The organism is Cronobacter sp. JZ38, assembly GCF_008932145.1.
Lineage (GTDB): Bacteria > Pseudomonadota > Gammaproteobacteria > Enterobacterales > Enterobacteriaceae > Cronobacter > Cronobacter muytjensii.
In genome coordinates, this window is sequence record NZ_CP017662.1 from 971977 (window position 1) to 996735 (window position 24759).

The window sequence follows — 24759 nt, forward strand, 5'->3', positions numbered from 1 at the left end:
TCGCGCGCAAATTTTGGTGTCTCTCAGGAGAGTCAGGAATGAAAGTAACGCTGCCCGATTTTGAACGCGCAGGCGTCATGGTAGTCGGTGATGTGATGCTGGACCGCTACTGGTATGGCCCGACGAGCCGCATCTCACCGGAAGCCCCGGTGCCGGTCGTGAAAGTGGAAACTATCGAAGAGCGCCCGGGCGGCGCGGCGAACGTGGCGATGAATATCGCGTCTCTCGGCGCCAGCTCGCGTCTGGTCGGTCTGACCGGCATTGACGACGCGGCGCGCGCGCTCAGCCAGTCGCTTTCCCAGGTAAACGTGAAATGCGATTTCGTGTCGGTGCCGACGCACCCGACCATCACCAAGCTGCGCGTGCTGTCGCGCAACCAGCAGTTGATCCGTCTCGATTTTGAAGAAGGTTTCGAAGGCGTTGATCCGGAGCCGCTGCACGAGCGTATCAATCAGGCGCTGGGGCAGATCGGCGCGCTGGTGCTCTCTGACTACGCCAAAGGCGCGCTCGCAAGCGTTCAACAGATGATCCAGCTGGCGCGTAAAGCGGGCGTTCCGGTGCTGATCGACCCCAAAGGCACCGATTTCGAACGCTATCGCGGCGCGACGCTGCTGACCCCAAATCTCTCAGAATTTGAAGCGGTGGCGGGTAAATGCAAAAACGAGCAGGACATTGTCGAGCGCGGCATGAAAATCATCGCTGATTTCGAGCTTAGCGCGCTGCTGGTGACCCGCTCCGAACAGGGCATGACGCTGTTGCAGCCGGGTAAAGCGCCGTTCCACCTGCCCACGCAGGCGCAGGAAGTCTATGACGTGACCGGCGCGGGCGATACCGTAATTGGCGTGCTGGCGGCGACGCTGGCGTCCGGCAATTCGCTCGAAGAAGCCTGCTTCTTCGCGAATGCGGCGGCGGGCGTGGTGGTTGGCAAGCTCGGCACCTCGACCGTGTCGCCGGTAGAACTGGAAAACGCGGTGCGTGGTCGTTCAGAAACCGGCTTTGGCGTGATGAGTGAAGCGGCGCTGAAAGACGCTGTGCTGGCGGCCCGCAAGCGCGGCGAAAAGGTGGTGATGACCAACGGCGTGTTCGACATCCTGCACGCGGGTCATGTGTCCTACCTGGCGAATGCCCGCAAGCTTGGCGACCGGCTGATTGTGGCGGTTAACAGCGACGCCTCAACGAAGCGCCTGAAAGGCGATACCCGTCCGGTGAACCCGCAGGAGCAGCGTATGACGGTGCTGGCCGCGCTGGAAGCGGTAGACTGGGTGGTGCCGTTTGAAGAGGACACGCCGCAGCGCCTGATTAGCGAAATCTTGCCCGATCTGCTGGTGAAAGGCGGCGACTATAAGCCTGAAGATATTGCGGGCAGCAAAGAGGTGTGGGCCAACGGCGGTGACGTGATGGTGCTGAACTTCGAAGATGGCTGTTCCACCACCAATATTATCAAAAAGATCCAGAAAAACAGCTAAGGCGGTTTGGCTGGCGAACGCCCCTTGCCAGGCAGGGGGCGTTGTCACCGCGGTTAGTCCTGTTTGTCGAGGCTATCGACCGGCGGGATAGCGGGCGGCGGGGTGACGGCGGTAACCGGCGCGCTGGCGCTGCCTGCCGTTGACGCCGCAGGGTTTTCTGCCTGAGTGGCGGCCGCCGTACCGCGGGATTCCAGCGCAGCCAGACGTTGCTCCAGCGCCGTCAGTTTTTCACGCGTGCGCAGCATAACCTGCGTTTGTACGTCAAACTCCTCACGGCTCACCAGATCCAGGCGAGACAGCTGGGCCTGCAATACCTGGCGGATTTTCTTCTCAACATCTTCCCCGATCTCACGGATCCCTTTTGGCATCGATTCATGGACCTGACGGGCGATCTGTTCAATTTTCTTCGGGTCAATCATAGCGGTTTCCCTGATCTGGTATGGTCTGAAGAGTAATTGTAATCGCTGATCGGAAGGGTATAAACCGGAAATGTTTGAATCTCATGCATTGCCGACGATTATCAATGGCGTTATAGTTATCTCGCTTATTCTCAGGGCGGGGCGAAATTCCCCACCGGCGGTAAATCAGGCTTACATGCTTTTGCGCGAAAGCGAAAGGCGAAAGGTAAACTGAAAGCCCGCGAGCGCTTCAGAGTTTCTCTGAAGGTCAGCAGATCCGGTGTAATTCCGGGGCCGACGGTTAAAGTCCGGATGGGAGAGAGTAACGATCTGCCTGGGCTTACGCCCACTCACGTTATTTTGCTTGCCGCTTGCCGGCACTCCTAAGACCGCCCTGATTCTGGTAATCCATATAATTAATGAGGTTTCTTTACCATGAATCAGACGCTTCTTTCTGCTTTTGGCACCGCTTTTGAACGCGTGGAAAACGCGATCGCCGCACTGCGCGAAGGGCGCGGGGTGATGGTGCTTGATGACGAGAACCGCGAGAACGAAGGTGACATGATTTTCGCCGCCGAAACCATGACCGTTGAGCAGATGGCGCTGACCATCCGTCACGGCAGCGGTATCGTCTGCCTGTGCCTGACCGAAGAACGCCGTAAACAGCTCGACCTGCCGATGATGGTGGAAAACAACACCAGCGCGTTCGGCACCGGCTTTACTGTCACCATCGAAGCGGCGCACGGTGTGACCACCGGCGTTTCCGCAGCCGATCGCATTACGACTATTCGCGCGGCGATTGCCGACGACGCGAAGCCGTCCGATCTGCATCGTCCGGGCCACGTCTTTCCGCTGCGCGCGCAGCCGGGCGGCGTGCTGACCCGCGGCGGCCACACCGAAGCGACCATCGATTTAGTCGCGCTGGCGGGTTTCAAACCGGCAGGCGTTCTGTGCGAGCTGACCAATGACGACGGCACGATGGCGCGCGCGCCGGAGTGCATCGCGTTTGCCCGCGAACACAATATGCCGGTAGTGACTATCGAAGATTTAGTGAGCTATCGCCAGGCGCAGGAGCGCAAAGCGAGCTGACAAAAAGCCCGGCGAGCGCCGGGCCTGAATCCATATCTGCAAAGCCCGGTTTGACCGGGCTTTTTTATTAGCCGCTCAGCCCGCTGGTTTGCAGCAGCGTCAGGCTGAACCCCATCACAGACATGCCGCACAGCACGCCGTAGCTCGGGTTGTTATGCGGATCGATCTCTTTGGCGAGCGGCATCAGCTCATCTACCGACAACGCCACCATGATCCCGGCGACCGCCGCCATAATTGCCGCCATCACTACCGGCGAGACCATCGTACCCAGAATAAGCCAGGCCAGCACGCCGCCAAGGATCTCCGCCATCCCGGAGACGCCTGCCCAGATAACCGCTTTACGGCGCGATCCCGTGGCAGCGTAGACCGGGCCCGCCACCGCCAGCCCTTCAGGAATATTGTGCAGCGCTACCGCCAGCGCGATACCGAACCCCAGCTCCAGATTATTGCTGGCGGTCACGTACGTCGCGACGCCTTCCGGAAAGTTATGCAGGCTGATGCCGAGCGTCAGCAGCAGCGCGGTGCGTCGCAGGCTGCGCGGCGAGTGGCGATGCGCGGCACGTGGATCGACGAGATCCTGTGGATGCGCATGCGGCAACAGACGATCAAGCGCGAAATACCCCAGCAGGCCGACAATAAACATGCCGTAGCCAAGCACCGGCGACATACCTTCTTCATTAAGCGCGGCAGGCAGCATTTCCATGAGGGAAATCAACAGCATAATGCCCGCGGCAAACCCCAGCGAAAAGGCCAGCAGGCGATTAGAAGGCTTCTGCCCCAGCACGCCCAGTACCGCACCGATAAACGTGGCGCCGCCCGCCAGCAGGGTCAGGATCAGAGGCACAGACATCGAACACTCCTTTTGATAATGATTATCATTAATGTTAACGAGCGGAACGGAAAAGTCGAGGCCCGTCCGTGGCTTTTACAGAACACTTACATTCAAATTTTCTGATGATCTTCATCACCCTTATCTCCGTTCTTTAAGCAGGCAATCGGCGTAAGGTAATGGCATTGATGATACCGATTCAGGGTAAAAATAATGACGCATCTCCCTCGTATGCCTGCACTTTTTCTGGGCCACGGCAGCCCGATGAACGTGCTGGAAGATAACCGTTATACCCGCGCCTGGCGCGCGCTTGGCGAAACGCTGCCGCGCCCGAACGCCATTGTCATGGTCTCGGCCCACTGGTTTACGCGCGGCACCGGCGTCACCGCGATGGAAAAGCCGCAAACTCTCCACGATTTTGGCGGCTTCCCGCAGGCGCTCTATGATACCCGCTATCCTGCGCCCGGCTCACCGGCGCTGGCGCAGCGCGTGGTTGATCTTCTGGCGCCGCTGCCGGTCACGCTCGATAGTGAAGCCTGGGGTTTTGACCACGGCGCCTGGGGCGTCCTGATAAAAATGTATCCGCAGGCCGATATTCCACTGGTGCAACTGAGTATAGATAGCACTAAACCGCCGCTCTGGCACTACCAGATGGGGCGTCGTCTGGCGTCGCTGCGCGATGAAGGCGTCATGCTGGTGGCGAGCGGCAACGTGGTGCATAACCTGCGTACCGCCCGCTGGCATGGCGAAGGCGAGCCGTATCCGTGGGCAGAATCTTTCAATAACTTTGTAAAAGATAACCTGACGTGGCGCGGCGATGATGCTGCACACCCGCTGGTCAACTATCTGGCTCACCCCGGCGGTAGCCTGGCAAACCCCACGCCGGAGCATTTCCTGCCGCTGCTGTACGCGCTCGGCGCATGGAACGGCGACGAGCCGGTAACGATACCGGTCGATGGCCTGGAAATGGCGTCGTTAAGTATGCTGTCGGTGCAGGTGGGGTAAGCATGGCGCGCAAGCGCGCCATCGGTGTTATTCCACAAACAGATGCGGATAAAAGCGCGACAGATCCTGAGTTATCAGCGCCTTGTCTTCGCGAATGCCGATCCCGGCAGGCTGGTCGTTAATAAGCCAGCTGCCAATCAGCGTATAGCTGTCGCCGAATTTCGGCAGCGGGTGGAACTGCTGGACGATGGTGCCTTCCTCGCCGTAAGGGCCGTCCACCTGCGCGACGGTCTGGCCGTTTTCAATGATGGAAACGTTCGCGCCTTCGCGGGAGAAAAAGGGTTTCACCACATATTTTTCCATCGGCGGCGGATTGTCTTCGCTAAAGTACGCCGGCAGCAGGTTAGGGTGATTCGGGTAGAGCTCCCAGAGCATCGGCAGTAGCGCTTTGTTAGAGATAATGCTCTTCCAGGCGGGCTCCAGCCAGCGCACGCCCGCGTCTTCCAGCTTGGTGGAAAACGTCTCGCGCAGCATGTATTCCCACGGATAGAGCTTAAACAGATTGCTGATCACCTGATCCTGCAGATCGGTAAACTGGCCCTTTTCGCCAAGCCCGATATCTTCGATAAACAGAAAATCGTTCTCGATCCCGGCTTCGCTGGCGCAATCCTGCAGATATTGCACCGTGCCGCGATCTTCCACGGTATCGCGACAGCAGGCGAGATGCAGGCGGTTAAAGCCATACTGCGCTTTGAGTTCGGCGAAGCGCTCAATGATCTTTTCCTGCAGGCTGTTGAATTGATCGCTGCCCTGCGGGAGATTGCCGGCGCGCAACTGATCTTCCAGCCAGATCCACTGAAAGAATGCCGCTTCATACAGCGAGGTTGGCGTGTCGGCGTTGTTTTCGAGCAGTTTCGGCTCGCCGCGTCCGTCCCAGGCGAGATCGAGACGCGAATAGAGTGACGGCTGACCGCTGCGCCACGACTGGCGAACAAACTCCCATGTATGCTTCGGAATGCGGAATTTGGCCATCAGCGCATCGCTGGCGACCACTTTCTCCACCACCTGCAGACACATCTGGTGCAGTTCGGCGGTGACCTCTTCCAGCTTTTCCACCTGCGCGAGCGTCAGGCGGTAAAAGGCGTCTTCACACCAGTAGGGTTCGCCATACATGGTGTGAAAATTAAAGCCGTACTCGGCGGCTTTTTCGCGCCAGTCCGGGCGCTCGCTAATCGCGATTCTTTCCATGTGTTAACCGCCCATCGAACGAGAAGAAGAGCCGGCAGCGCTGCGCTGCATGGTGGCCTGTTTCGCGACCGAATCGCCGAAGCCGCCGCGGGTGATAGTCGAGGTGGTCGCCGGTTTCGGCGCCATCGCGGATTTCGGTACGGTCATGGTGCGACCCGGCTGCGCGGCACCGTAGTTGCGACCACTGGCATCGGTATATTTACCGTAGGCCGGGCTCGCCGGGTTGCGCGAGCTGAACAGCGGCTGCTGCGCGAATCCCATGCCGCCGCCCATCAGACGGCCCATCATGTAGCCGGCCATCAGCGGCATCCACATGCTGCCGGTCTGCTGTGTGGCCTGGCTGGTGTTCGTATTGCTCACCTGCTGACACTGATCTTCGCCGAATTCCGCCACGCAGTCTTCGCGCGTCGCATATTTTGGCGCGGTGCGCTCCGCCTCTTTCAGGGCGTTATTGTATGAGGTGGTGCATTCAGCGCTTTTGCCGGGGTTAGCGGCCGCACAGTCGTCGGCGTTCTGATAGAGCTGGACGGTTTCGTCGCTCTTCTCACAGCCCGCCAGCATAAAAGCTGCCGTGACCGCGAACGCGACCGGCGTTAAATGACGCGCGTTCCAGCTTTTGCGAAACATCGCGCGGTTAATGTGTTTTGTCCGTTTCATGCCTGCATCCTGACCCAGTGGTATTGCACAGTTATGGTGCTCAGGATAGTGGATGAGTGGTCGAAATTAAAGCGGAGAGCCGGATGGCGCGGGGATCTTTACGTTGACTTACGTTCAGGCGGGAAGCGCGCTGGCGCCTCCCGCCGGAGGAGTTACTGACGGAACGGATTGCTGCTGTTGCCGTTGCTGCTGCGGGTCGCCGCGGCGGGCTGAACGGCCGGGGCTGCGCCGCCGCCATTCGCCATGTTATTCACGGCGGCGTCCTGCGCCGGGTTTTCCGGGGCGACGCTTTCCGGGGCGGTAGAGACCGGTTTGCCCAGCGAGTTGTTCAACGCGACCAGATCCTGCTCGTTGAGCGTACCCAGCGCAGATTTAATATTGAGCTGGTTGATCAGGTAGTTATAACGGGCGCTTGAGAGCTGCTGCTTGGCGTTGTACAGCGTGGTGGTCGCATCCAGCACGTCAACGATAGTACGGGTGCCGACAGAATAGCCGGCTTCCATCGCGTCCAGCGAACTCTGCGCGGAGACCACGGCCTGCTCATACGCTTTGATGCTGCTGATGGACGCGTTCACGTTGTTGTACGAAGAACGCACGGTCTGCACCACGTTACGATGCGCGCTTTCCAGTTTCTCGCTGGCACCAACGAAGCTGTACTGCGCCTGTTTCACCTGCGAGGTAACCGAGCCGCCACTATAGAGAGGCATGCTGAAGCTCAGGCCGACGGAGTTCTGACCCACTTTGCTGTCGGCGTAACGGCTGGCTGCCGCCGCGCTGCTGGTTTTGCTGCCGCTGTAGTCGGTGTCAGAAACGCTGCTGGAGGCCGTTAAGCCGAGCGTCGGCATATGGCCGGTTTCCGCATAGCGAATCTGTTCGCGCGCCAGGTCCTGGCTCAGACGCGCCTGCAGCAGCGTCAGGTTGCGCTGTTCTGCTTCTTTCAGCAGCGCGTTAACGGCGGCCGGCTTGTTGGTTTTAAAGCTGTCGACGTTCAGCGAGGCGAGTTGCGGGTAGTAGTTGCCCGTCACCTGACGCAGCTGCTCCAGCGCGTTGTCGAGGTTGTTGCGCGCGGTGACTTCGTTCGCCAGCACATTGTCGTACTGAGCGCGGGCGTTCTGCACGTCGGTAATAGCGACCAGGCCCACGTTAAAGCGCTGGGTGGTTTGATCGAGCTGGCGGTAAATCGCCTGTTTCTGCGCTTCGGTATAGGAAAGCGCGTCAATCGCGCTCAGCACCTGGAAATAGGCCGTCGCGGTATTGAGCATCAGCGTCTGCTGATCGGTCTGATAAGTCACGTCCTGGATGCCTGCGGTTTTTTCCTGCAGCGTCAGGGCGCGCCATTTAGACATATCAAAAATGGTCTGGGTTAACTGTAACGAGGCGCTCTTGGACGTGGTGTCGACGCCGTCGTTATCGCGAAAACCGCTGTTATAGGTGTAATCTGCACCCAGGCCGAGCTGCGGAAGTAAAGGACTGCGGGCTTCGTTAATTTTTTCGAATGCGGCGTCGCGGTCAGCAGCGGAGCTGCGCAGGTCCGGGTTGCTTAAACGTGCCTGCTGGTAAACCTGCAACAGGTTTTCTGCCTGGCTCATGGCGCTGAAGCCCGTCAGGCTCAGGCCGATAAGGATGGGGAGCAGTTTCTTCATTTGCATTCCTTGTTGTGAAGCATAAAGAATTTATTAGCGCTGTCAGAAGCCGAAAAATTGATCGCCGATTCTACCAGAGTCAACCCGCCGTCAGGCTTGGCGTAACGTGCCTTCTGCCGCTAAATTTCCACAATCTATCACATGGGCAATGAAACGGCAGGTAAACTGGCTTGAAATGCCCAGATTCGGCACCATCTTGAACCGGAAATTCTCATGAGCAAATCAACCAAAAGCCCCGTTACTTTCACCAAAAACGATGTAGAAATTATTGCACGGGAAAAGCTATATCGCGGCTTTTTTTCACTCGATCTCTACCGCTTCCGCCACCGCCTTTTTAATGGCGAAATGAGCGGTGAAGTGCGGCGCGAAATTTTTGAGCGCGGTCATGCCGCAGTCCTGCTACCCTTTGACCCTGTGCGCGATGAGGTGGTGCTCATTGAGCAGATCCGCATCGCCGCTTTCGACACCAGCGACACCCCATGGTTGCTGGAACTGGTCGCCGGTATGATTGAGCCTGGCGAAACGGTGGAAGAGGTCGCCCGCCGCGAGGCGATGGAAGAAGCCGGGCTCGCCGTCGGGCGCGTAAAAAAATTCATGAGCTATCTGGCAAGCCCCGGAGGCACCAGCGAGCGCCTTTCATTAATGGTTGGCGAAGTGGACGCCACGACCGCGCAAGGCATACACGGTCTGGCTGATGAAAACGAAGATATTCGTGTTCATGTGGTAAGCCGGGAACAGGCATACCTTTGGGTAGAAGAGGGGAGAATCGACAACGCGGCCTCGGTCATCGCACTGCAATGGCTGCAGTTACATTATCAAGCATTGAGAAACGAGTGGAACACCTGAATATGAAGCGTTATACACCTGATTTTCCAGAAATGATGCGCCTGTGCGAAACCAACTTCGCGCAGTTGCGCCGCCTGTTGCCGCGCAACGACGCGCCAGGCGAAGCCGTAAGTTATCAGGTGGCGGGCGCGCAATACCGTTTAACTATCCTGGAATCAACCCGGTACACTACGCTTGTGCAGATAGAGCAAACCGCGCCGAAAGTGAGCTACTGGAGTTTGCCGTCGATGAGCGTAAGGCTTTACCATGACGCTATGGTCGCGGAAGTGTGTTCAAGCCAGCAGATCTTTCGCTTCAAAGCGCGTTATGATTACCCAAATAAAAAGTTGCATCAGCGCGACGAAAAACATCAAATTAACCAGTTTCTTGCTGACTGGCTACGCTACTGTTTAGCGCATGGAGCAATGGCGGTTCCGGTTTGTTAGCGTCGTGAAACCTAAGGACACCATTTGGAAAGCCTGTTAAACCTTCCTGTTGCTGGTGGGGCCAGCGTCAGGATCTTACAAATTACCGATACTCACCTGTTTGCCGGAAAGAACGATACGCTGCTCGGGGTTAATACCTGGGAGAGCTACCAGGCTGTGCTGGCGGCCCTCCACGCCGGGCAGCGTGAGTGCGATCTGATTGTCGCGACAGGCGATCTCGCGCAGGATCATACGCCTGAGGCCTATGCGCATTTCGCAGCGGGCGTCGCAACGTTGCCTGCGCCCTGCGTCTGGCTGCCGGGAAACCACGATTTCCAGCCCGCCATGTACAGCACGCTGCAGGACGCCGGCATTTCGCCCGCCAAGCGCGTGTTCGCGGGCGACCACTGGCAGGTGCTGTTGCTCGACAGCCAGGTCTTCGGCGTGCCGCACGGCGAGCTGAGCGACTACCAGCTGGAGTGGCTTGAGCGCATGCTTCAGCAGGCGCCGGAGCGCCATACCTTGCTGCTGCTGCACCATCACCCGCTGCCGTCCGGCTGCGGCTGGCTCGACCAACACAGCCTGCGCAACGCGCAGTCGCTGGATGACGTGCTGAGCCGCTATCCGCAAGTGAAGCATCTTCTCTGCGGTCATATTCATCAGGAGCTGGATCTCGACTGGAACGGGCGCCGCCTGCTGGCCACGCCGTCCACCTGCGTTCAGTTCAAACCCCACTGCGCCGGCTTTACGCTCGACACGGTCGCCCCCGGCTGGCGCTGGCTGAATCTGCACCCTGACGGCTCACTCACCACGGAAGTGTGCCGCCTGGAAGGCGCGCAGTTCCGCCCCGACACCGCATCAGAAGGATACTGATGTCTACGCTTCTTTATCTCCACGGTTTTAACAGTTCACCTCGCTCCGCGAAGGCCACCAGCCTGCAGCGCTGGCTGGCGCAACAGCACCCTGACATCAACATGGTCGTTCCTCAACTGCCGCCGTATCCGTCCGATGCCGCGGAGCTGCTGGAATCCTTAGTGCTTGAGCACGGCGGCGAGCCGCTCGGCGTCGTGGGCTCATCGCTCGGCGGCTATTACGCCACCTGGCTTTCGCAATGTTTTATGCTGCCTGCGGTGGTGGTTAACCCGGCGGTGCGTCCCTTTGAGCTGCTGACCGATTTCCTCGGCGCTAACGAGAACCCCTACACCGGGCAGCAATATGTGCTAGAGTCACGCCATATTTACGATCTGAAAGTGATGCAAATCGAGCCGCTCGAAGCCCCCGATCTCCTCTGGCTGTTGCAGCAGACCGGCGACGAGGTGCTGGATTACCGCCAGGCAGTGGCGTACTACGCGCCGTGCCGTCAGACGGTGGAAACCGGCGGCAACCACGCTTTTGCAGGCTTTGAAGATTATTTCACGCAGATTGTCGATTTCCTTAGCCTGCATTAATGCTAAGGCAACGATCCCGTTTTGTGACCTGACGATAAAATCATGACCCAATCCTATAATGCCGATGCCATTGAGGTGCTCACCGGGCTTGAGCCGGTGCGCCGCCGTCCGGGGATGTACACCGATACGTCCCGTCCCAACCATCTGGGCCAGGAAGTTATTGATAACAGCGTCGATGAAGCGCTGGCAGGCCATGCCAGACGCGTCGACGTGATCCTCCACGCCGACCAGTCGCTGGAAGTGATTGACGACGGGCGCGGCATGCCGGTGGATATCCACCCGGAAGAGGGCGTTCCCGCCGTGGAACTGATCCTCTGCCGTCTGCACGCGGGCGGTAAATTCTCGAATAAAAACTACCAGTTCTCCGGCGGCCTGCACGGTGTGGGGATCTCGGTGGTCAACGCCCTGTCAAAACGCGTCGAAGTGAACGTGAAGCGCGACGGGCAGGTGTACAACATCGCCTTCGAAAATGGCGAAAAAGTCAAAGAGCTGAGCGTGGTCGGCACCTGTCCGAAACGCCAGACCGGCACCAGCGTACATTTCTGGCCGGATGAAAAATTCTTCGACAGCCCGCGCTTTTCGGTCTCCCGCCTGACGCACCTGTTAAAAGCGAAAGCGGTGCTGTGCCCGGGCGTGGAAATCAACTTTAAAGACCAGGTTAACAACACCGAGCAGCGCTGGTGCTATCAGGATGGTCTCAACGACTACCTGTCTGAAGCGGTGAACGGGCTGATTACGCTGCCGGAAAAACCGTTTATCGGTAATTTCTCCGGCGAGACGGAAGCCGTGGACTGGGCGCTGCTGTGGCTGCCGGAAGGCGGCGAGCTGCTGACCGAAAGCTACGTCAACCTGATCCCGACGATGCAGGGCGGCACCCATGTCAACGGCCTGCGCCAGGGGCTGCTGGACGCCATGCGCGAATTCTGCGAATACCGCAATATCCTGCCGCGCGGCGTGAAGCTCTCGGCGGAAGATATCTGGGAGCGCTGCGCCTACGTGCTGTCGGTGAAAATGCAGGATCCGCAGTTCGCAGGGCAGACCAAAGAGCGCCTGTCGTCGCGCCAGTGCGCGGCGTTTGTCTCGGCCGTGGTGAAAGACGCCTTCAGCCTGTGGCTGAACCAGAACGTCCAGGCGGCGGAGCAGCTCGCGGAACTGGCGATCGCCAGCGCCCAGCGTCGTCTGCGCGCCGCCAAAAAAGTGGTGCGTAAAAAGCTCACCAGCGGCCCGGCGCTGCCCGGCAAGCTGGCGGACTGCACCGCGCAGGATCTTAACCGCACAGAGCTCTTCCTGGTGGAAGGGGATTCGGCAGGCGGCTCCGCTAAACAGGCGCGCGATCGCGAATATCAGGCGATCATGCCGCTTAAAGGCAAGATCCTGAACACCTGGGAGGTCTCATCCGATGAAGTGCTGGCCTCGCAGGAGGTGCACGACATTTCGGTTGCGATCGGCATCGATCCGGACAGTGAAGATCTCAGCCAGTTGCGCTACGGCAAGATCTGTATCCTCGCGGATGCGGACTCCGACGGTCTGCATATCGCCACGCTGTTGTGCGCGCTGTTTGTGAAGCACTTCCGCTCGCTGGTTAAAGGCGGCCACGTCTATGTCGCCATGCCGCCGCTCTACCGTATCGACCTCGGCAAAGAGGTCTACTACGCGCTGGATGAAGAGGAAAAAGCGGGCGTGCTGGAGCAGCTCAAACGTAAAAAGGGCAAGCCGAACGTGCAACGCTTTAAAGGCCTCGGCGAGATGAACCCGATGCAGCTGCGTGAAACGACGCTCGATCCGAATACTCGCCGTCTGGTGCAGCTCACCATCAGCGATGACGACGACGCGCGCACGCTGGCGGTCATGGATATGCTGCTCGCCAAAAAACGCTCCGAAGACCGCCGTAACTGGCTCCAGGAGAAAGGCGACATGGCGGATATCGAAGTCTGATCGCGGCTTACATGCAACCCTTCCTTTCAGCGGCGCCTCTCTGGCGCCGCTGCTTTTTTCGCCACCTCTTCCTGCAGTTCTCTACCACGTAGCACAATGTCTGGTTTTCTTTGCGACTGAGATCAAATTCTGCCGCTTTAATCATTACTCTGGGAGTAATGATTCATCCGTTAACTTAATTGATGCTTTTTTCTCCTGGGCGCAGACTTGTTTTAGCGTTAAGCAAATCAAAAGATTCGCTGAATCAGGAGGTTAATAATGACGGCTAATCAAACGCCGGGGCGTGTCTGGAACACGCGCCGCACGGAGAAACAGCGGCGTCTCGCCTCAGTTCCCGTGCAGGGCAAAGTGCTCCCCACCGCCGATCTCACGGCCATGCTCGAAAAACTGATAGCCCCGGGCGACCGGGTGGTGCTGGAAGGTAATAACCAGAAACAGGCGGATTTTCTCTCCCGCATGCTGGCTGAAGTGAACCCCGAAAAAGTCCACGATCTGCATATGATCATGCCGAGCGTCGGGCGCAGCGAGCATCTCGATATTTTTGAAAAAGGCATCGCCCGCAAGCTCGACTTCTCGTTCTCCGGCCCCCAGAGCCTGCGTATTTCGCAGCTGCTGGAAGATGGTCAGCTGGAAATCGGCGCTATCCATACTTACATCGAACTCTACTCCCGTCTCTATGTCGATCTGGCCCCGAACGTGGCGCTGATCGCTGGTTATAAAGCCGACCGCAAGGGCAACCTTTACACTGGCCCGAGTACGGAAGATACCCCGGCGCTGGTGGAAGCCGCCGCGTTCCATGACGGCATCGTTATCGCTCAGGTCAACGAACTGGTGGATGACGAGTGCGATCTGCCGCGCGTCGATATCCCTGGCTCCTGGATTGACTACGTCGTGGTGGCGGATAAACCGTTCTTTATCGAACCCCTCTTTACCCGCGACCCGCGCCTTATCAAACAGGAGCATATCCTGATGGCGATGATGGCGATCAAAGGCATCTACGCTGAACACCAGGTGCAGTCGCTCAACCACGGTATCGGCTTTAACACTGCCGCCATCGAACTACTGCTGCCCACATACGGCGAACAGCTCGGCCTGAAGGGCAAAATCTGTAAACACTGGACGCTCAACCCGCATCCGACGCTGATCCCGGCGATTGAAAGCGGCTGGGTCGAAAGCGTGCACTGCTTCGGTGGCGAACTGGGGATGGAAGAGTACATCCGCGCGCGTCCTGACATCTTCTTCACCGGGGCGGACGGCTCGATGCGCTCCAACCGCGCTTTCTGCCAACTGGCAGGGCAGTACGCGGTCGATATGTTCATCGGCTCCACCTTACAGGTGGACGGCTACGCCAACTCCTCAACCGTCACCCGCGGCCGTCTCTCCGGCTTCGGCGGCGCGCCGAATATGGGACATGACCCGCACGGTCGTCGTCACGCCACCCCGGCCTGGCTCAACATGATCACCGAGCCTGACCCGATGCAGCGCGGTAAAAAGCTGGTGGTGCAGATGGTCGAAACCTTCCAGGCGGGCGTGAAACCGACCTTTGTGGAAAAACTCGATGCCGTTGACGTTGCGAAAGCCTCCGGGATGCCGCTGGCGCCGGTCATGATTTACGGCGATGACGTCACTCACGTGCTCACCGAAGAGGGCATCGCGTACCTCTACCGCGCTTCAAGTCTTGAAGAGCGCCGGGCGATGGTTGCCGCTGTCGCGGGCATCACCGACATCGGTCTTGGCGTCGATGCCGCACGCGTGGCCGAATTGCGTAAGAGCGGCAAAGTGGTTTACCCGGAAGATATCGGCATTCGTCGCGCCGACGCCACCCGCTCACTGCTTGCCGCAAGCAGCGTCGCGGATCTGGTGGAATGGTCCGGCGGTCTCTACAACCCACCTGCCAAATTCCGGAGCTGGTAATGAACCGACAGCCACAGACTCACGCCGACGGTACCGCAGCCGCGCTGGCGCGCATCGCCACCGCCTGCCTGATAGATGAAGCGAGACTCACCCCGAAGCCGGGTCTGGTGGACTGTCGGGGGAGCGGCGCGCACCACGATTTAACGCTCGCGCTGATGGAGCGCTCGGCTCGCAGCCTGACGCCGACGTTTCACGCGCTGGCGCAGCAGAGCTGGCGGCGCCCCGCAGACATCGCGCTGCGTGAAACCATCGGGCGTCTGGGCCGTGAAGGCGAGGCGCAGATGATGGCGGCCACCGGCGGGGTAAATACCCACCGCGGCGCTATCTGGGCGCTGGGGCTGCTGGTGAGCGCCACCGCCATGTGCGGCGCTGAGGCTGACCGCGACGCCATCGCCGCGACCGCGGCACGGCTCGCCAGTCTGCCTGACGCCGCCGCGCCGAAGGGCTTCAGCAAAGGTCTGCGCGCTACCCGCCGCTATCGGGTGCCAGGCGCGCGCGAAGAGGCGCAACAGGGGTTTCCGCACGTAATGAAACTCGCGCTTCCGCAACTGCACGGGAGCCGCCGCCGCGGCGCGAAGGAGACCGAAGCCCGTCTGGACGCGCTGATGGCGATCATGACCTCGCTCAGCGATACCTGCGTGCTCAACCGCGCGGGCCTGACCGGTCAATACACCATGCAGCGCGGCGCGCGCGCCGTACTAACAGCGGGCGGCACAGCGACCGTCGAGGGGCGTCGCGAACTGGCAAAGCTTGACAGCGAGATGCTGGCGCTCAACGCCTCGCCGGGCGGGGCTGCCGATCTGCTGGCCGCCACGCTCTATCTCGACCGCGTGGGCGCGTCATCCCGAATAACTGATTAAGAGGGTGTTATGGAACAGATTACATTGTCATTCCCCGCGAGCCGCACGCTGAGCGGCAGAGCGCTGGCGGGGGTGGTCGGGTCCGGTGATATGGAAGTCCTGTTCACCGCCGATCAGCAACAGGCGCTCAACGTCACCATCACCACATCTGTGGACAACAGCACCGCGCGCTGGAACGCGTTGTTCGACCGCCTCAACATGCAAAACGGCCTGCCGTCCGGCACGCTGATTATCCATGATTTCGGCGCGACGCCCGGCGTGGCGCGCATTCGCATCGAACAGGTTTTTGAGGAGGCGAACCATGCGTAACGACCGCAGCTTTATCGAACTCCGTGCGCGTGACCGTGCAAAAGCGCTGCTGGATGAGGGCAGTTACCGCGAACTGCTCGATCCGTTTGAACAGGTGATGTCACCGTGGCTCGGCAAGCAGGGCATCGTGCCGCAGGCCGATGACGGCATGGTGGTGGCGAAAGGCACCATTAACGGTCAGCCCGCCGTGGTTATCGCCATCGAAGGCACTTTCCAGGGCGGCAGCATGGGCGAAGTTTCCGGCGCGAAAATGGCCGCCGCGCTGGAGCTGGCGGCGGAAGATAACCGCAACGGCATTCCAACCCAGGCGGTGCTTTGCTTAGAGACCGGCGGCGTGCGTTTACAGGAAGCTAATCTCGGCCTCGCAGCGATTGCCGATATCCACGCAGCGATTGTCGATCTGCGACGCTACACGCCTGTCGTTGGGATCATTGCCGGCACCGTCGGCTGCTTCGGCGGGATGTCTATTGCCGCCGCGCTGTGCAGCTATCTCATCGTCACCCGCGAGGCGCGCCTTGGCCTCAATGGCCCGCAGGTTATAGAACAGGAAGCAGGCGTCGAAGAGTACGACTCCCGCGACCGTCCGTTTATCTGGAGCATGACCGGCGGCCAGGTGCGCTATGAAAGCGGCTTTGTCGACGCGCTGGTGGGAGATGGCGTCAACGCCGTGAAAACCGCCATGAACGAGGCTATCGCGAAAGGCGTACCGGCACAGCACCGCAGCGACAACTACGCCTGGTATCTCGACCGCCTCAGCCGCTTCGACACCACGAAACAGGCGGATGCAGAGCAGATCAAACAGGTTTTTGCCCGGGAGGATAAATGATGACTAACGCAGTAAGCCGGGGCGCCTTATGGCTGGAAAAACTCGCGCCCAACGCGAAACGTCAGGAGGGGCTCTGCCCGTCCGTACAGGTAGCCGATGCCGACTTTAACGGCGAACCCGCGCGATTTATCGCCGTGGTGCCGGACGCCAGTAACCACTATCCGCGCGCTGCGAAAGGCGAAGTAGGGCTGCTGGAGGGCTGGACACTGGCGAAAGTGGTCAGCGAAACCATCAAAGAAGACGCTGATAAGCGCGTGAAGCGCCCGATTATCGCGGTGATTGACGTCCCAAGCCAGGCCTATGGCCGCCGCGAAGAGGCGTTTGGCATTCATCAGGCGCTGGCGGGAGCGGCAGGGGCTTACGCCAACGCGCGCCTCGCCGGGCATCCGGTAATTGGTCTTATCGTCGGCAAGGCGATGTCCGGGGCATTTCTCGCCCACGGCTACCAGGCCAACCGGTTAATCGCCTTTAACGACAAAGGCGTGCTGGTGCATGCGATGGGCAAAGAATCCGCCGCGCGCATTACGCTGCGTACCGTTGACGCGCTGGAGAAACTGGCGGCGACCATCCCGCCGATGGCTTATGACGTGGCGAACTACGCGACGCTGGGGCTGCTCTCCGATCTGCTGGATATCAGTAACCCGGATGCGCCGACGGCGCAGGATCTCGCCCAGGTCAACGCCACGCTGCAACGCGCTATCGATGACGCGCGTCGCGATCCGAGCCTGAAAACCCGCCTCGGCGCCGACAATCGCCGTAGCTCACAGCTGGTTCGCGAACGCCTGCGCGCCAGCTGGTAACAAAAACCCAAAAAAACCTGCCGGATAGCGATTTACAAGGGCGTAGCGATACGCCCTCTGGCCCAACGCATCCGTAAAAAATAAAGCTCACCACGCTTCAGGCCGCGCTGCGCGCCTGAGGGTGTAAGGGCCACCATCGCACCAGTGTTGATTTTACTTTCATTACAGGTGACTTATGACTTACGTGATTATTCATGCTCTTGCACCGATTTTTGTGATCATGCTGCTCGGCTTTATGGCGGGCAAAACAAAAATGGTCGATAACCAAAACGTTGCTTTACTCAATATCTTTGTGATGGATTTCGCGCTCCCGGCCGCGCTCTTCAGCGCGACCGTTCAGACGCCGTGGGCGGGTATCGTCGCGCAAATGCCGCTGATTGCGGTGCTGGTGCTGGCGATGTGGGTGACCTACGCCGCTATCTATTTTCTGGCCGTCGGGCCGTTTAAAAAGTCGCCACAGGACGCCGCCGTGCTGACGCTGACCGTGGCGCTGCCGAACTACGCCGCGCTCGGCCTGCCTATTCTCGGCAGCGTGCTGGGCGAAGGGCCGTCCACGTCGCTCTCTGTCGCCGTTTCTATCGCCTGTGGCTCCGTGCTGATGACCCCGTTCTGTCTGCTTATCCTGGAGCGTGAAAAAGCGCGCGCCAGCGGCGAAAACAGCGGTTCGACGTTCGCGATGCTGCCGGTGCTGATGTGGCGCTCGGTAAAAAAACCGATCGTCTGGGGGCCGCTGCTGGGTGTGGTGCTCTCCGCCATCGGTATTAAAATGCCGGAGCTGGTGCTGGCCGCCATTAAACCGCTCGGCCTTGCCGCTACCGCTGCCGCCCTGTTCCTGACCGGCGTGATCCTCTCCGCCCGTAAGCTCAACATCAACGCGATGGTGAGCGTGGCGACCCTCACCAAACTGCTGATCCAGCCGTTTATCGCCTGGGGTATCGTGCTCGCGCTCGGCCTGAGCGGCCCGGTCGCTATCACCGCTATTCTGATGATTGCGCTGGCGGCGGGCTTCTTCGGCGTGGTGTTCGGTAACCGTTTCGGCGTACAGTCGCCGGACGCAGAAGCCGTGCTGCTGTTAAGCTCGGTACTGAGCATTCTTTCACTGCCGCTTTTCATCACCTTAACCCAGGGACTCTGAACCATGACCACGCCACGCCCCCACGATTTACTCTGGCTCTCTCGCCGCGACGCGCTCCAGGGCATTGACGCTCCGTGGGTCAGCGACCAGTGGCGCAGCGAGCTTCCTGTGGTGGTGCGGCGTGACGTCAGCGACAGCGGGCGGATCCCGGTCGGCGTGCGCGGCATGAAGCGCGAGCAGCGCGCCGCCGGTTGGGTGGACGCGCGGGATATCGTCCGCGTGGCGACGCCGGAATCGCTCGCTGACCTCCACCGCCTGCTGCGATCGCCGTTTGTCTCCCAGCAGCCGGTGCAGGCGGCAATCCAGCTGGCCCAGCGGCAGTGGCCGTGGGCATGGGGCATTACCGGCTCCACCGGTTACGCGCTGGCGACCGAAGTGCCAGTGTTGCATGCGGCAAGCGATCTCGACCTGACCGTCCGCGCGCCTGCGCCCATTGCGCCTGCCGCATTCGCCGACTGGCAGCGCATGGTTACCCAACTGCCGTGTCGCGCCGATACGCAGGTCGAGACGCCGCTCGGTGCGTTTTCGCTCACCGAGTGGCTGCGCGACGGGCACGCACTGTTAAAAACCAACCGGGGGCCGCAGCTTGTGAGCGACCCCTGGCGCAGGGAGGACGCATGAAGATTATTTTCACCTTTCCCGGACAGGGCGCCCAGCGCCCCGGCATGCTGCAACAGCTGCCGGATGAGGAGACGCTGCGCGAGGCGCGTGACGTTTTAGGCGATGAGCTCGCGACGCTCGACACGCCGCAGGCGCTGCGCCACACCCTTGCGGTGCAGCTGGCGCTGCTGATTGCGGGGGTCGCCAGCGCCCGCGCGCTGATGGCGCAGGGCGTCATGCCGGATATGGTCAGCGGACTTTCCATTGGCGCGTATCCGGCAGCGGTGATGGCGGGGGCGCTTGATTTTCGCGACGCTTTAACGCTGGTGGCGCTGCGCGGCGACCTGATGGAGCAGGCGTACCCGGAAGGCTACGGTCTGACGGCAATTATCGGTCTGCGCCTCGATCAGGTAGAAAAACTGACCGCGGCGCACGGCGCGTTTATCGCTAACCTTAACGCCGAAACGCAGATTGTGATTGCCGGGCGCGATGACCAGATGGCGGCCGTGGGGGAAGCGGCGCTGGCGCTGGGGGCCACTAAAGTGAACCGGCTGGCGGTGAGCGTGCCGTCGCACTGCGCGTTGCTGGATGAACCGGCGCGCAAGCTGGCGCAGGCGTTTTCAAACGTGACGCTACGCCGACCGCAGCGCGCTTATCTCAGCGGCAGCAGCGCCCGCGTGCTGTGGCAGCCAGCGCGTATCGCTGACGATCTGGCGTTTAACATGGCGCGCACCGTGCGCTGGCAGGAGGCGATGATTGCCGCCCGCGAGCGCGACGCCAGGCTCGCCATAGAGATGCCGCCCGGCGGCGTGCTGACCTGTCTGACCCGGCAGGCCGGGTGGGAAGGCGAGAGTATTTCACTGGAGCGCAGCGGCATGGCCGTGGCGACGCACCTGGCCGCGCGGCTGCCCCGCGATTAACTTTTACTGAGGCTCAGCGCGTACATGCGGCACTCCGCCGCCAGCGCCAGCAGAGTCGGGTCGCGCTCGCGGCTGCGGGCAAACACCAGCGCTATCTGCTGGCGCATCTGGTAGGGCTCTGCAAGCTTCAGCAGTTGCAGATCGTTTTCATACAGCTTTTTCATCCGCCCCGGCACCAGCGAGAAGCCGACGCCTGCCTGCACCAGACTTAGCATTGAGAAAATATCATTGACGCGGGTGACGATATCCGGCTCGAAGCCAGCCACATGAAACGCCTCCTGAAACCCGGCGTAGGTGGCAAACCCTTCCGCCAGCGAGACAAATTTACGGTTTTTATAATCGCGCAGATCCGCTTCGCGGCGGGTATCAAGCGCCTCTGACGCCGGGGCGGCGAGATAAATGTCATCGTTAAAGAGCGGCGTCACTTCCAGCATTTTGCGATCGATCTGCGCTTCCGAAACGGAAATCAGGATCGCATCCAGCCCGTTGTCCTCCAGCATATTCAGCAGCACCTGGTTGGAGCCCATCGTCAGATCGAGCTCCAGATCCGGGCGGCGCAGCTTCATCCCCATCAACAGGCGCGGCACGGTTTCGAGCGTGAGCGAATAGAGCGTGCCGACGCGCAACCGCCCCTGGCCGACGCCCGCGGTGCGTCGCGTCTCTTCAATGCCGCGCACCATCAGACCGATGGCTTCCTGACAATATTCCAGCAGCGTTTCGGCGGCGGGCAGCGCCACCAGGCTGCGTCCTTTATGCACGAACAGCGGGCAGCGCACGCCTTCTTCGAGGCTGTGCAACGCGCGGTGCACGCTGACGGTACTTAAGCCCAGCGCTTCAGCCGTGCGGGCGATATTTCCCTTCTCCATAAACGCCATGAAGATGGAAAGCTTGCGAAACGTGATGTCGTCGTCAATGGCTAATTTCATGCGGGCCTGGTCTTAAAGAACGGGAGCAGGGAGCTTAACGGCTGGGGGCGGCGGGGTAAACCCTCACTGGACGCAGGCTATTTTTAAGCAAGGCTCAGACTATCGAATCCGTAGACTATTACAGGTATGACTTATCAAACGACGGGGCTATCGTAGCGGGAAAACGGAACACGGAGCGAAACATGAGCACGCCATCTGAACAACACAATACGTTATCTGCGGGGAAATGCCCCTTCCATCAGGGCAACAACAATCAAAGCGCCGGCGGCGGTACCGCCAGCCGCGACTGGTGGCCGAATCAGCTACGCGTGGAGCTGTTGAGCCAGCACTCAAATCGCACCAACCCGCTGGGTGAAGATTTTAACTATCGCAAAGCCTTCAGCGAGCTCGATTACGCCGCCCTGAAAGGCGATCTGAAAGCGCTGTTAACCGATTCGCAGCCGTGGTGGCCTGCCGACTGGGGCAGCTACACCGGGCTTTTCATTCGTATGGCGTGGCACAGCGCCGGCACCTACCGCTCTGCTGACGGGCGCGGCGGCGCGGGTCGTGGGCAGCAGCGCTTCGCGCCGCTCAACGCCTGGCCGGATAACGTCAGCCTCGATAAAGCGCGCCGTCTGCTGTGGCCTGTCAAACAAAAATATGGCCAGAAAATCTCCTGGGCCGACCTGTTTATTCTTGCGGGCAACGTGGCGCTGGAAAATTCCGGCTTCCGCACCTTTGGTTTCGGCGCCGGGCGTGAAGACGTCTGGGAGCCGGATATGGACGTAAACTGGGGCGATGAGAAAAACTGGCTTGAGCATCGTCACCCGGAATCCCTGGCGCAGGCGCCGCTCGGCGCGACCGAAATGGGCCTTATCTATGTTAACCCGGAAGGGCCGAACCATAGCGGCGACCCGGCCTCTGCCGCGCCCGCTATTCGCGCTACCTTTGGCAATATGGGGATGAATGATGAAGAGACCGTGGCGCTGATCGCAGGCGGCCATACGCTCGGCAAAACGCACGGCGCAGGCGCGGCGAGCCATGTCGGCGTTGACCCGGAAGCGGCGCCCATCGAAGCGCAGGGCCTCGGCTGGACCAGCAGCTTCGGTAGCGGCGCGGGCGCGGATGCGATTACGTCCGGTCTGGAAGTCACCTGGACCCAGACGCCGACCCAGTGGAGCAACTACTTCTTTGAGAACCTGTTCAAATATGAATGGGTGCAGACGCGCAGCCCGGCTGGCGCTATTCAGTTTGAAGCGGTAGACGCGCCTGAGATCATTCCGGACCCGTTCGACCCGTCGAAAAAACGTAAGCCGACCATGCTGGTGACCGATTTGACGCTGCGTTTCGATCCGGAATTCGAGAAAATTTCGCGTCGTTTTCTTAACGATCCGCAGGCGTTCAACGAAGCGTTCGCCCGCGCCTGGTATAAGCTGACGCACCGCGATATGGGGCCGAAAGCGCGCTACATCGGGCCGGAAGTACCGAAAGAAGATCTGATCTGGCAGGATCCGCTGCCGGCAGCGATTTATCAGCCGACGCAGGCGGATATCGACGCGCTGAAAGCGGAGATCGCCAGCGCCGGGCTGTCTGTCAGCGAGCTGGTTTCCGTTGCCTGGGCCTCGGCCTCCACCTTCCGCGGCGGCGACAAACGCGGCGGCGCTAACGGCGCGCGTCTGGCGCTTGCGCCGCAGCGCGACTGGGAGGTCAACGCCTCCGCCGCTCGTGCGCTGGCGAAGCTTGAAGCTATACAGCGCGCGGCCAATAAAGCCTCGCTGGCTGACCTTATCGTACTGGCGGGCGTTGTCGGTATCGAACAGGCGGCGAAAGCCGCGGGCGTGGATATCACCGTGCCGTTTGCGCCGGGCCGCGTCGATGCGCGTCAGGATCAGACCGACGTTGCGCTGTTTGAGCTGCTGAAACCGGCGGCGGATGGTTTCCGTAACTACCGCGGCGCGCGTAACAGCACCTCCACGGAAGCGCTGCTGATCGACAAAGCGCAGCAGTTAACGCTGACCGCGCCGGAACTTACCGTGCTGGTGGGCGGGCTGCGCGTACTGGGCGCGAACTTTGATGCCAGCGCGCATGGCGTCTTCACGGACCGCGTGGGCGTGCTCAGCACCGATTTCTTCGTGAATCTGCTGGATATGCGTAACGAGTGGAAAGCGAGCGACGCGACGTCTGAGCGGTTTGAAGGCCGCGACCGCGTGAGCGGCGAGGTGAAGTTCACGGCGACCCGCGCGGATCTGGTGTTTGGCTCCAATGCGATTCTGCGTTCAGTGGCGGAAGTCTATGCAAGCCATGACGCCCGTGAGAAATTCGTGAAGGATTTCGTGGCGGCGTGGACCAAAGTGATGAACCTCGACCGTTTCGATCTGCGTTAATCATAAGGCCCGCGTTATCGCGCGGCGAGTGAACCAGGCGGGCATAACAAAAAAGGCGATGAGTTATCATCGCCTTTTTTATGCTTTCCGGCAGCGCGTCAGACGCCGCTTTCCAGAATGCGGATGGTCGTATCCAGCACGTCGCCTTTTACCGCGTCACGAAAACCCAGCATATGCGGCGTTTCCAGGTGCGCTTTCAGGTGCTCTGCGCTGGCCCACTGTTCTACCATCACGATGGAATCCGGCGCGCTGGTCTGGAAACCGAGGCCCGTGGCGCTGTCGACCATCGGCGCGTACCCGTGGCAGCCGGCTTCCGCCAGCACCGCTGGAATGATCTTCTTGAACTCCTCCAGCACCGCCTGGCGATGATGCGCGCCAGGACGGGTACGAATTTCTGCTATTACTGTCAGCATGGTTAACTCCTTTTGTAAAACCGTCTGACAGTTAAGCAAAAATTTTCGCCAGATGCTCGCGATATTCTGCAACGTAGCGCGGCACGTCCGGCATTTTAATGACGTCGTTGGCGATATAAGTCGGCAGCGCCGTCAGGCCCAGAAACTCATTGGCTTTGTGGAACGGCAGGTAAACGCCATCCACGCCCACGCCGTGGAAGAACTGATCTTTCTCAGTGAACGCTTCCATCGGCGCGTTCCAGGTGAGCGACAGCATATATTTTTTGCCCTGAATCAGGCCGCCGGAGCCATATTTTTTGGACGCGTCGGAGCGGGTGCGGCCATCGCTGGCGTACAGTGAGCCGTGCCCCTCGGTGAAAACGTCGTCGATATACTTTTTCACAGTCCAGGGCGCGCCCATCCACCAGCCCGGCATCTGATAAATAATCACGTCGGCCCAGAGATATTTCTGCACTTCTTCTTTGGCGTCATAGTCGCTGTCGGCGCGGGTGACTTTAACATCATGCCCGACGTCGCGCAGGTAGCTTTCCGCGACCTCAGTCAGGGTGTCGTTGAGCTGGCCATTGGAGTGGGCGAACTGTTTCGCACCGTTAATGATAAGTACGTTGCTCATTATTTGTCCTCTAATTATCGCGTTTGTCATTAATATTACCGCATCTGGCGACACGGCAATATTGGCAAAACGCGCAAAGACTTTTGCAATATGAGCAATAATCGGGCGTGCATGACATTCATCGCTACTATCATTCATCGCACAGAGATGTCACCGGATTGGGGGTGGGTAA

At 60.0% G+C, this 24759-nt stretch carries 25 protein-coding genes and 1 riboswitch; of the genes, 17 read left to right on the top strand and 8 right to left on the bottom strand.

Annotation, left to right across the window (positions count from 1 at the left end):
* Nucleotides 1-38: 38 nt before the first annotated feature.
* The gene (hldE, locus tag BJP61_RS04575; protein ID WP_171997898.1) at nucleotides 39-1466 is read left to right on the top strand and encodes a bifunctional D-glycero-beta-D-manno-heptose-7-phosphate kinase/D-glycero-beta-D-manno-heptose 1-phosphate adenylyltransferase HldE; all 1428 of its coding nucleotides are present in this window, start codon (nucleotides 39-41) and stop codon (nucleotides 1464-1466) included.
* Between the two features lie 53 nt (nucleotides 1467-1519).
* On the opposite strand, the gene BJP61_RS04580 is transcribed toward hldE, so the two are convergent.
* Nucleotides 1520-1885, bottom strand: coding sequence for an accessory factor UbiK family protein (locus BJP61_RS04580; RefSeq protein WP_171997899.1), 366 nt, complete (start codon nucleotides 1883-1885; stop codon nucleotides 1520-1522).
* Nucleotides 1886-2008: 123 nt separating this feature from the next.
* Nucleotides 2009-2192: riboswitch (FMN riboswitch) on the top strand.
* 107 nt (nucleotides 2193-2299) lie between these two features.
* Between BJP61_RS04580 and ribB the strand changes: the two genes are divergently transcribed.
* Nucleotides 2300-2953, top strand: a complete 654-nt coding sequence (gene ribB, locus BJP61_RS04585) for a 3,4-dihydroxy-2-butanone-4-phosphate synthase (protein ID WP_038867846.1) — start codon at nucleotides 2300-2302, stop codon at nucleotides 2951-2953.
* Between the two features lie 67 nt (nucleotides 2954-3020).
* Here ribB and zupT read toward each other — a convergent pair whose 3' ends face one another.
* Complete coding sequence (zupT, locus tag BJP61_RS04590) at nucleotides 3021-3803, bottom strand: zinc transporter ZupT (protein WP_038867848.1); 783 nt, start codon at nucleotides 3801-3803, stop codon at nucleotides 3021-3023.
* A 192-nt stretch (nucleotides 3804-3995) separates the two neighbouring features.
* Between zupT and ygiD the strand changes: the two genes are divergently transcribed.
* Nucleotides 3996-4787 (top strand): 4,5-DOPA dioxygenase extradiol, encoded by a 792-nt coding sequence (gene ygiD, locus BJP61_RS04595; RefSeq protein ID WP_171997900.1) that lies wholly within the window; start codon nucleotides 3996-3998, stop codon nucleotides 4785-4787.
* Between the two features lie 27 nt (nucleotides 4788-4814).
* Here the strand turns inward: ygiD and BJP61_RS04600 are convergent, their stop codons facing one another.
* The 3 genes from BJP61_RS04600 to tolC form a co-directional block, all read right to left on the bottom strand.
* A complete protein-coding gene (locus BJP61_RS04600) occupies nucleotides 4815-5975 on the bottom strand; it encodes a glutathionylspermidine synthase family protein (RefSeq protein WP_038867850.1) in 1161 nt (386 codons plus the stop codon).
* A gap of 3 nt (nucleotides 5976-5978) precedes the next feature.
* The gene (locus BJP61_RS04605) at nucleotides 5979-6632 is read right to left on the bottom strand and encodes a DUF1190 family protein (RefSeq protein ID WP_038867852.1); all 654 of its coding nucleotides are present in this window, start codon (nucleotides 6630-6632) and stop codon (nucleotides 5979-5981) included.
* A 152-nt stretch (nucleotides 6633-6784) separates the two neighbouring features.
* On the bottom strand, nucleotides 6785-8275 hold the full coding sequence (gene tolC / locus BJP61_RS04610; RefSeq protein WP_171997901.1) for an outer membrane channel protein TolC: 1491 nt from the start codon (nucleotides 8273-8275) through the stop codon (nucleotides 6785-6787).
* Nucleotides 8276-8488: 213 nt separating this feature from the next.
* Here tolC and nudF point away from each other — a divergent pair, with 213 nt between their 5' ends.
* From nudF to mdcH, 13 genes are all read left to right on the top strand, one after another.
* Complete coding sequence (gene nudF / locus BJP61_RS04615) at nucleotides 8489-9121, top strand: ADP-ribose diphosphatase (protein ID WP_075192996.1); 633 nt, start codon at nucleotides 8489-8491, stop codon at nucleotides 9119-9121.
* A gap of 2 nt (nucleotides 9122-9123) precedes the next feature.
* Nucleotides 9124-9546 carry a DUF1249 family protein gene (locus BJP61_RS04620; protein ID WP_004385612.1) on the top strand — a complete coding sequence of 141 codons (423 nt, stop codon included), beginning with the start codon at nucleotides 9124-9126 and terminating at the stop codon, nucleotides 9544-9546.
* 24 nt (nucleotides 9547-9570) lie between these two features.
* Nucleotides 9571-10398, top strand: coding sequence for a 3',5'-cyclic-AMP phosphodiesterase (cpdA, locus tag BJP61_RS04625; RefSeq protein WP_038867859.1), 828 nt, complete (start codon nucleotides 9571-9573; stop codon nucleotides 10396-10398).
* Nucleotides 10398-10973, top strand: a complete 576-nt coding sequence (yqiA, locus tag BJP61_RS04630) for an esterase YqiA (protein WP_171997902.1) — start codon at nucleotides 10398-10400, stop codon at nucleotides 10971-10973. The genes cpdA and yqiA overlap by 1 nt, the downstream gene beginning before the upstream one ends.
* Nucleotides 10974-11015: 42 nt before the next feature.
* The gene (gene parE / locus BJP61_RS04635) at nucleotides 11016-12908 is read left to right on the top strand and encodes a DNA topoisomerase IV subunit B (protein WP_038867863.1); all 1893 of its coding nucleotides are present in this window, start codon (nucleotides 11016-11018) and stop codon (nucleotides 12906-12908) included.
* Nucleotides 12909-13166: 258 nt separating this feature from the next.
* Nucleotides 13167-14822, top strand: coding sequence for a malonate decarboxylase subunit alpha (gene mdcA, locus BJP61_RS04640; protein WP_038867866.1), 1656 nt, complete (start codon nucleotides 13167-13169; stop codon nucleotides 14820-14822).
* A complete protein-coding gene (locus BJP61_RS04645; protein WP_171997903.1) occupies nucleotides 14822-15682 on the top strand; it encodes a triphosphoribosyl-dephospho-CoA synthase in 861 nt (286 codons plus the stop codon). The genes mdcA and BJP61_RS04645 overlap by 1 nt, the downstream gene beginning before the upstream one ends.
* Nucleotides 15683-15691: 9 nt before the next feature.
* Nucleotides 15692-15991, top strand: coding sequence for a malonate decarboxylase acyl carrier protein (gene mdcC / locus BJP61_RS04650; RefSeq protein WP_038867872.1), 300 nt, complete (start codon nucleotides 15692-15694; stop codon nucleotides 15989-15991).
* On the top strand, nucleotides 15984-16817 hold the full coding sequence (locus BJP61_RS04655) for a biotin-independent malonate decarboxylase subunit beta (RefSeq protein ID WP_038867875.1): 834 nt from the start codon (nucleotides 15984-15986) through the stop codon (nucleotides 16815-16817). Before mdcC ends, BJP61_RS04655 begins: the two co-directional genes overlap by 8 nt.
* On the top strand, nucleotides 16817-17617 hold the full coding sequence (gene mdcE, locus BJP61_RS04660; protein WP_038867877.1) for a biotin-independent malonate decarboxylase subunit gamma: 801 nt from the start codon (nucleotides 16817-16819) through the stop codon (nucleotides 17615-17617). Before BJP61_RS04655 ends, mdcE begins: the two co-directional genes overlap by 1 nt.
* A gap of 175 nt (nucleotides 17618-17792) precedes the next feature.
* On the top strand, nucleotides 17793-18752 hold the full coding sequence (locus BJP61_RS04665; protein WP_161579731.1) for an AEC family transporter: 960 nt from the start codon (nucleotides 17793-17795) through the stop codon (nucleotides 18750-18752).
* 3 nt (nucleotides 18753-18755) lie between these two features.
* A complete protein-coding gene (locus BJP61_RS04670) occupies nucleotides 18756-19373 on the top strand; it encodes a malonate decarboxylase holo-ACP synthase (RefSeq protein WP_171997904.1) in 618 nt (205 codons plus the stop codon).
* The gene (gene mdcH, locus BJP61_RS04675) at nucleotides 19370-20272 is read left to right on the top strand and encodes a malonate decarboxylase subunit epsilon (protein ID WP_171997905.1); all 903 of its coding nucleotides are present in this window, start codon (nucleotides 19370-19372) and stop codon (nucleotides 20270-20272) included. The genes BJP61_RS04670 and mdcH overlap by 4 nt, the downstream gene beginning before the upstream one ends.
* Here the strand turns inward: mdcH and BJP61_RS04680 are convergent.
* Nucleotides 20269-21198 carry a LysR family transcriptional regulator gene (locus BJP61_RS04680; RefSeq protein WP_038867886.1) on the bottom strand — a complete coding sequence of 310 codons (930 nt, stop codon included), beginning with the start codon at nucleotides 21196-21198 and terminating at the stop codon, nucleotides 20269-20271. The two genes, mdcH and BJP61_RS04680, sit on opposite strands and share 4 nt — an antisense overlap.
* A gap of 182 nt (nucleotides 21199-21380) precedes the next feature.
* Between BJP61_RS04680 and katG the strand changes: the two genes are divergently transcribed.
* A complete protein-coding gene (gene katG / locus BJP61_RS04685; RefSeq protein ID WP_038867888.1) occupies nucleotides 21381-23561 on the top strand; it encodes a catalase/peroxidase HPI in 2181 nt (726 codons plus the stop codon).
* Between the two features lie 98 nt (nucleotides 23562-23659).
* On the opposite strand, the gene BJP61_RS04690 is transcribed toward katG, so the two are convergent.
* Nucleotides 23660-23974, bottom strand: coding sequence for a putative quinol monooxygenase (locus BJP61_RS04690; RefSeq protein WP_038867890.1), 315 nt, complete (start codon nucleotides 23972-23974; stop codon nucleotides 23660-23662).
* A 31-nt stretch (nucleotides 23975-24005) separates the two neighbouring features.
* Nucleotides 24006-24587 (bottom strand): NAD(P)H-dependent oxidoreductase, encoded by a 582-nt coding sequence (locus BJP61_RS04695; protein ID WP_075193403.1) that lies wholly within the window; start codon nucleotides 24585-24587, stop codon nucleotides 24006-24008.
* Nucleotides 24588-24759: the final 172 nt, after the last annotated feature.

What these genes read in the sequence shown, in the direction of transcription:
- hldE (WP_171997898.1), top strand. Translation starts at nt 39, where the DNA reads ATGAAAGTAACGCTGCCCGATTTTGAACGCGCAGGCGTCATGGTAGTC.
- BJP61_RS04580 (WP_171997899.1), bottom strand. Translation starts at nt 1,885, where the DNA reads ATGATTGACCCGAAGAAAATTGAACAGATCGCCCGTCAGGTCCATGAA.
- ribB (WP_038867846.1), top strand. Translation starts at nt 2,300, where the DNA reads ATGAATCAGACGCTTCTTTCTGCTTTTGGCACCGCTTTTGAACGCGTG.
- zupT (WP_038867848.1), bottom strand. Translation starts at nt 3,803, where the DNA reads ATGTCTGTGCCTCTGATCCTGACCCTGCTGGCGGGCGGCGCCACGTTT.
- ygiD (WP_171997900.1), top strand. Translation starts at nt 3,996, where the DNA reads ATGACGCATCTCCCTCGTATGCCTGCACTTTTTCTGGGCCACGGCAGC.
- BJP61_RS04600 (WP_038867850.1), bottom strand. Translation starts at nt 5,975, where the DNA reads ATGGAAAGAATCGCGATTAGCGAGCGCCCGGACTGGCGCGAAAAAGCC.
- BJP61_RS04605 (WP_038867852.1), bottom strand. Translation starts at nt 6,632, where the DNA reads ATGAAACGGACAAAACACATTAACCGCGCGATGTTTCGCAAAAGCTGG.
- tolC (WP_171997901.1), bottom strand. Translation starts at nt 8,275, where the DNA reads ATGAAGAAACTGCTCCCCATCCTTATCGGCCTGAGCCTGACGGGCTTC.
- nudF (WP_075192996.1), top strand. Translation starts at nt 8,489, where the DNA reads ATGAGCAAATCAACCAAAAGCCCCGTTACTTTCACCAAAAACGATGTA.
- BJP61_RS04620 (WP_004385612.1), top strand. Translation starts at nt 9,124, where the DNA reads ATGAAGCGTTATACACCTGATTTTCCAGAAATGATGCGCCTGTGCGAA.
- yqiA (WP_171997902.1), top strand. Translation starts at nt 10,398, where the DNA reads ATGTCTACGCTTCTTTATCTCCACGGTTTTAACAGTTCACCTCGCTCC.
- parE (WP_038867863.1), top strand. Translation starts at nt 11,016, where the DNA reads ATGACCCAATCCTATAATGCCGATGCCATTGAGGTGCTCACCGGGCTT.
- mdcA (WP_038867866.1), top strand. Translation starts at nt 13,167, where the DNA reads ATGACGGCTAATCAAACGCCGGGGCGTGTCTGGAACACGCGCCGCACG.
- BJP61_RS04645 (WP_171997903.1), top strand. Translation starts at nt 14,822, where the DNA reads ATGAACCGACAGCCACAGACTCACGCCGACGGTACCGCAGCCGCGCTG.
- mdcC (WP_038867872.1), top strand. Translation starts at nt 15,692, where the DNA reads ATGGAACAGATTACATTGTCATTCCCCGCGAGCCGCACGCTGAGCGGC.
- BJP61_RS04655 (WP_038867875.1), top strand. Translation starts at nt 15,984, where the DNA reads ATGCGTAACGACCGCAGCTTTATCGAACTCCGTGCGCGTGACCGTGCA.
- mdcE (WP_038867877.1), top strand. Translation starts at nt 16,817, where the DNA reads ATGACTAACGCAGTAAGCCGGGGCGCCTTATGGCTGGAAAAACTCGCG.
- BJP61_RS04665 (WP_161579731.1), top strand. Translation starts at nt 17,793, where the DNA reads ATGACTTACGTGATTATTCATGCTCTTGCACCGATTTTTGTGATCATG.
- BJP61_RS04670 (WP_171997904.1), top strand. Translation starts at nt 18,756, where the DNA reads ATGACCACGCCACGCCCCCACGATTTACTCTGGCTCTCTCGCCGCGAC.
- mdcH (WP_171997905.1), top strand. Translation starts at nt 19,370, where the DNA reads ATGAAGATTATTTTCACCTTTCCCGGACAGGGCGCCCAGCGCCCCGGC.
- BJP61_RS04680 (WP_038867886.1), bottom strand. Translation starts at nt 21,198, where the DNA reads ATGAAATTAGCCATTGACGACGACATCACGTTTCGCAAGCTTTCCATC.
- katG (WP_038867888.1), top strand. Translation starts at nt 21,381, where the DNA reads ATGAGCACGCCATCTGAACAACACAATACGTTATCTGCGGGGAAATGC.
- BJP61_RS04690 (WP_038867890.1), bottom strand. Translation starts at nt 23,974, where the DNA reads ATGCTGACAGTAATAGCAGAAATTCGTACCCGTCCTGGCGCGCATCAT.
- BJP61_RS04695 (WP_075193403.1), bottom strand. Translation starts at nt 24,587, where the DNA reads ATGAGCAACGTACTTATCATTAACGGTGCGAAACAGTTCGCCCACTCC.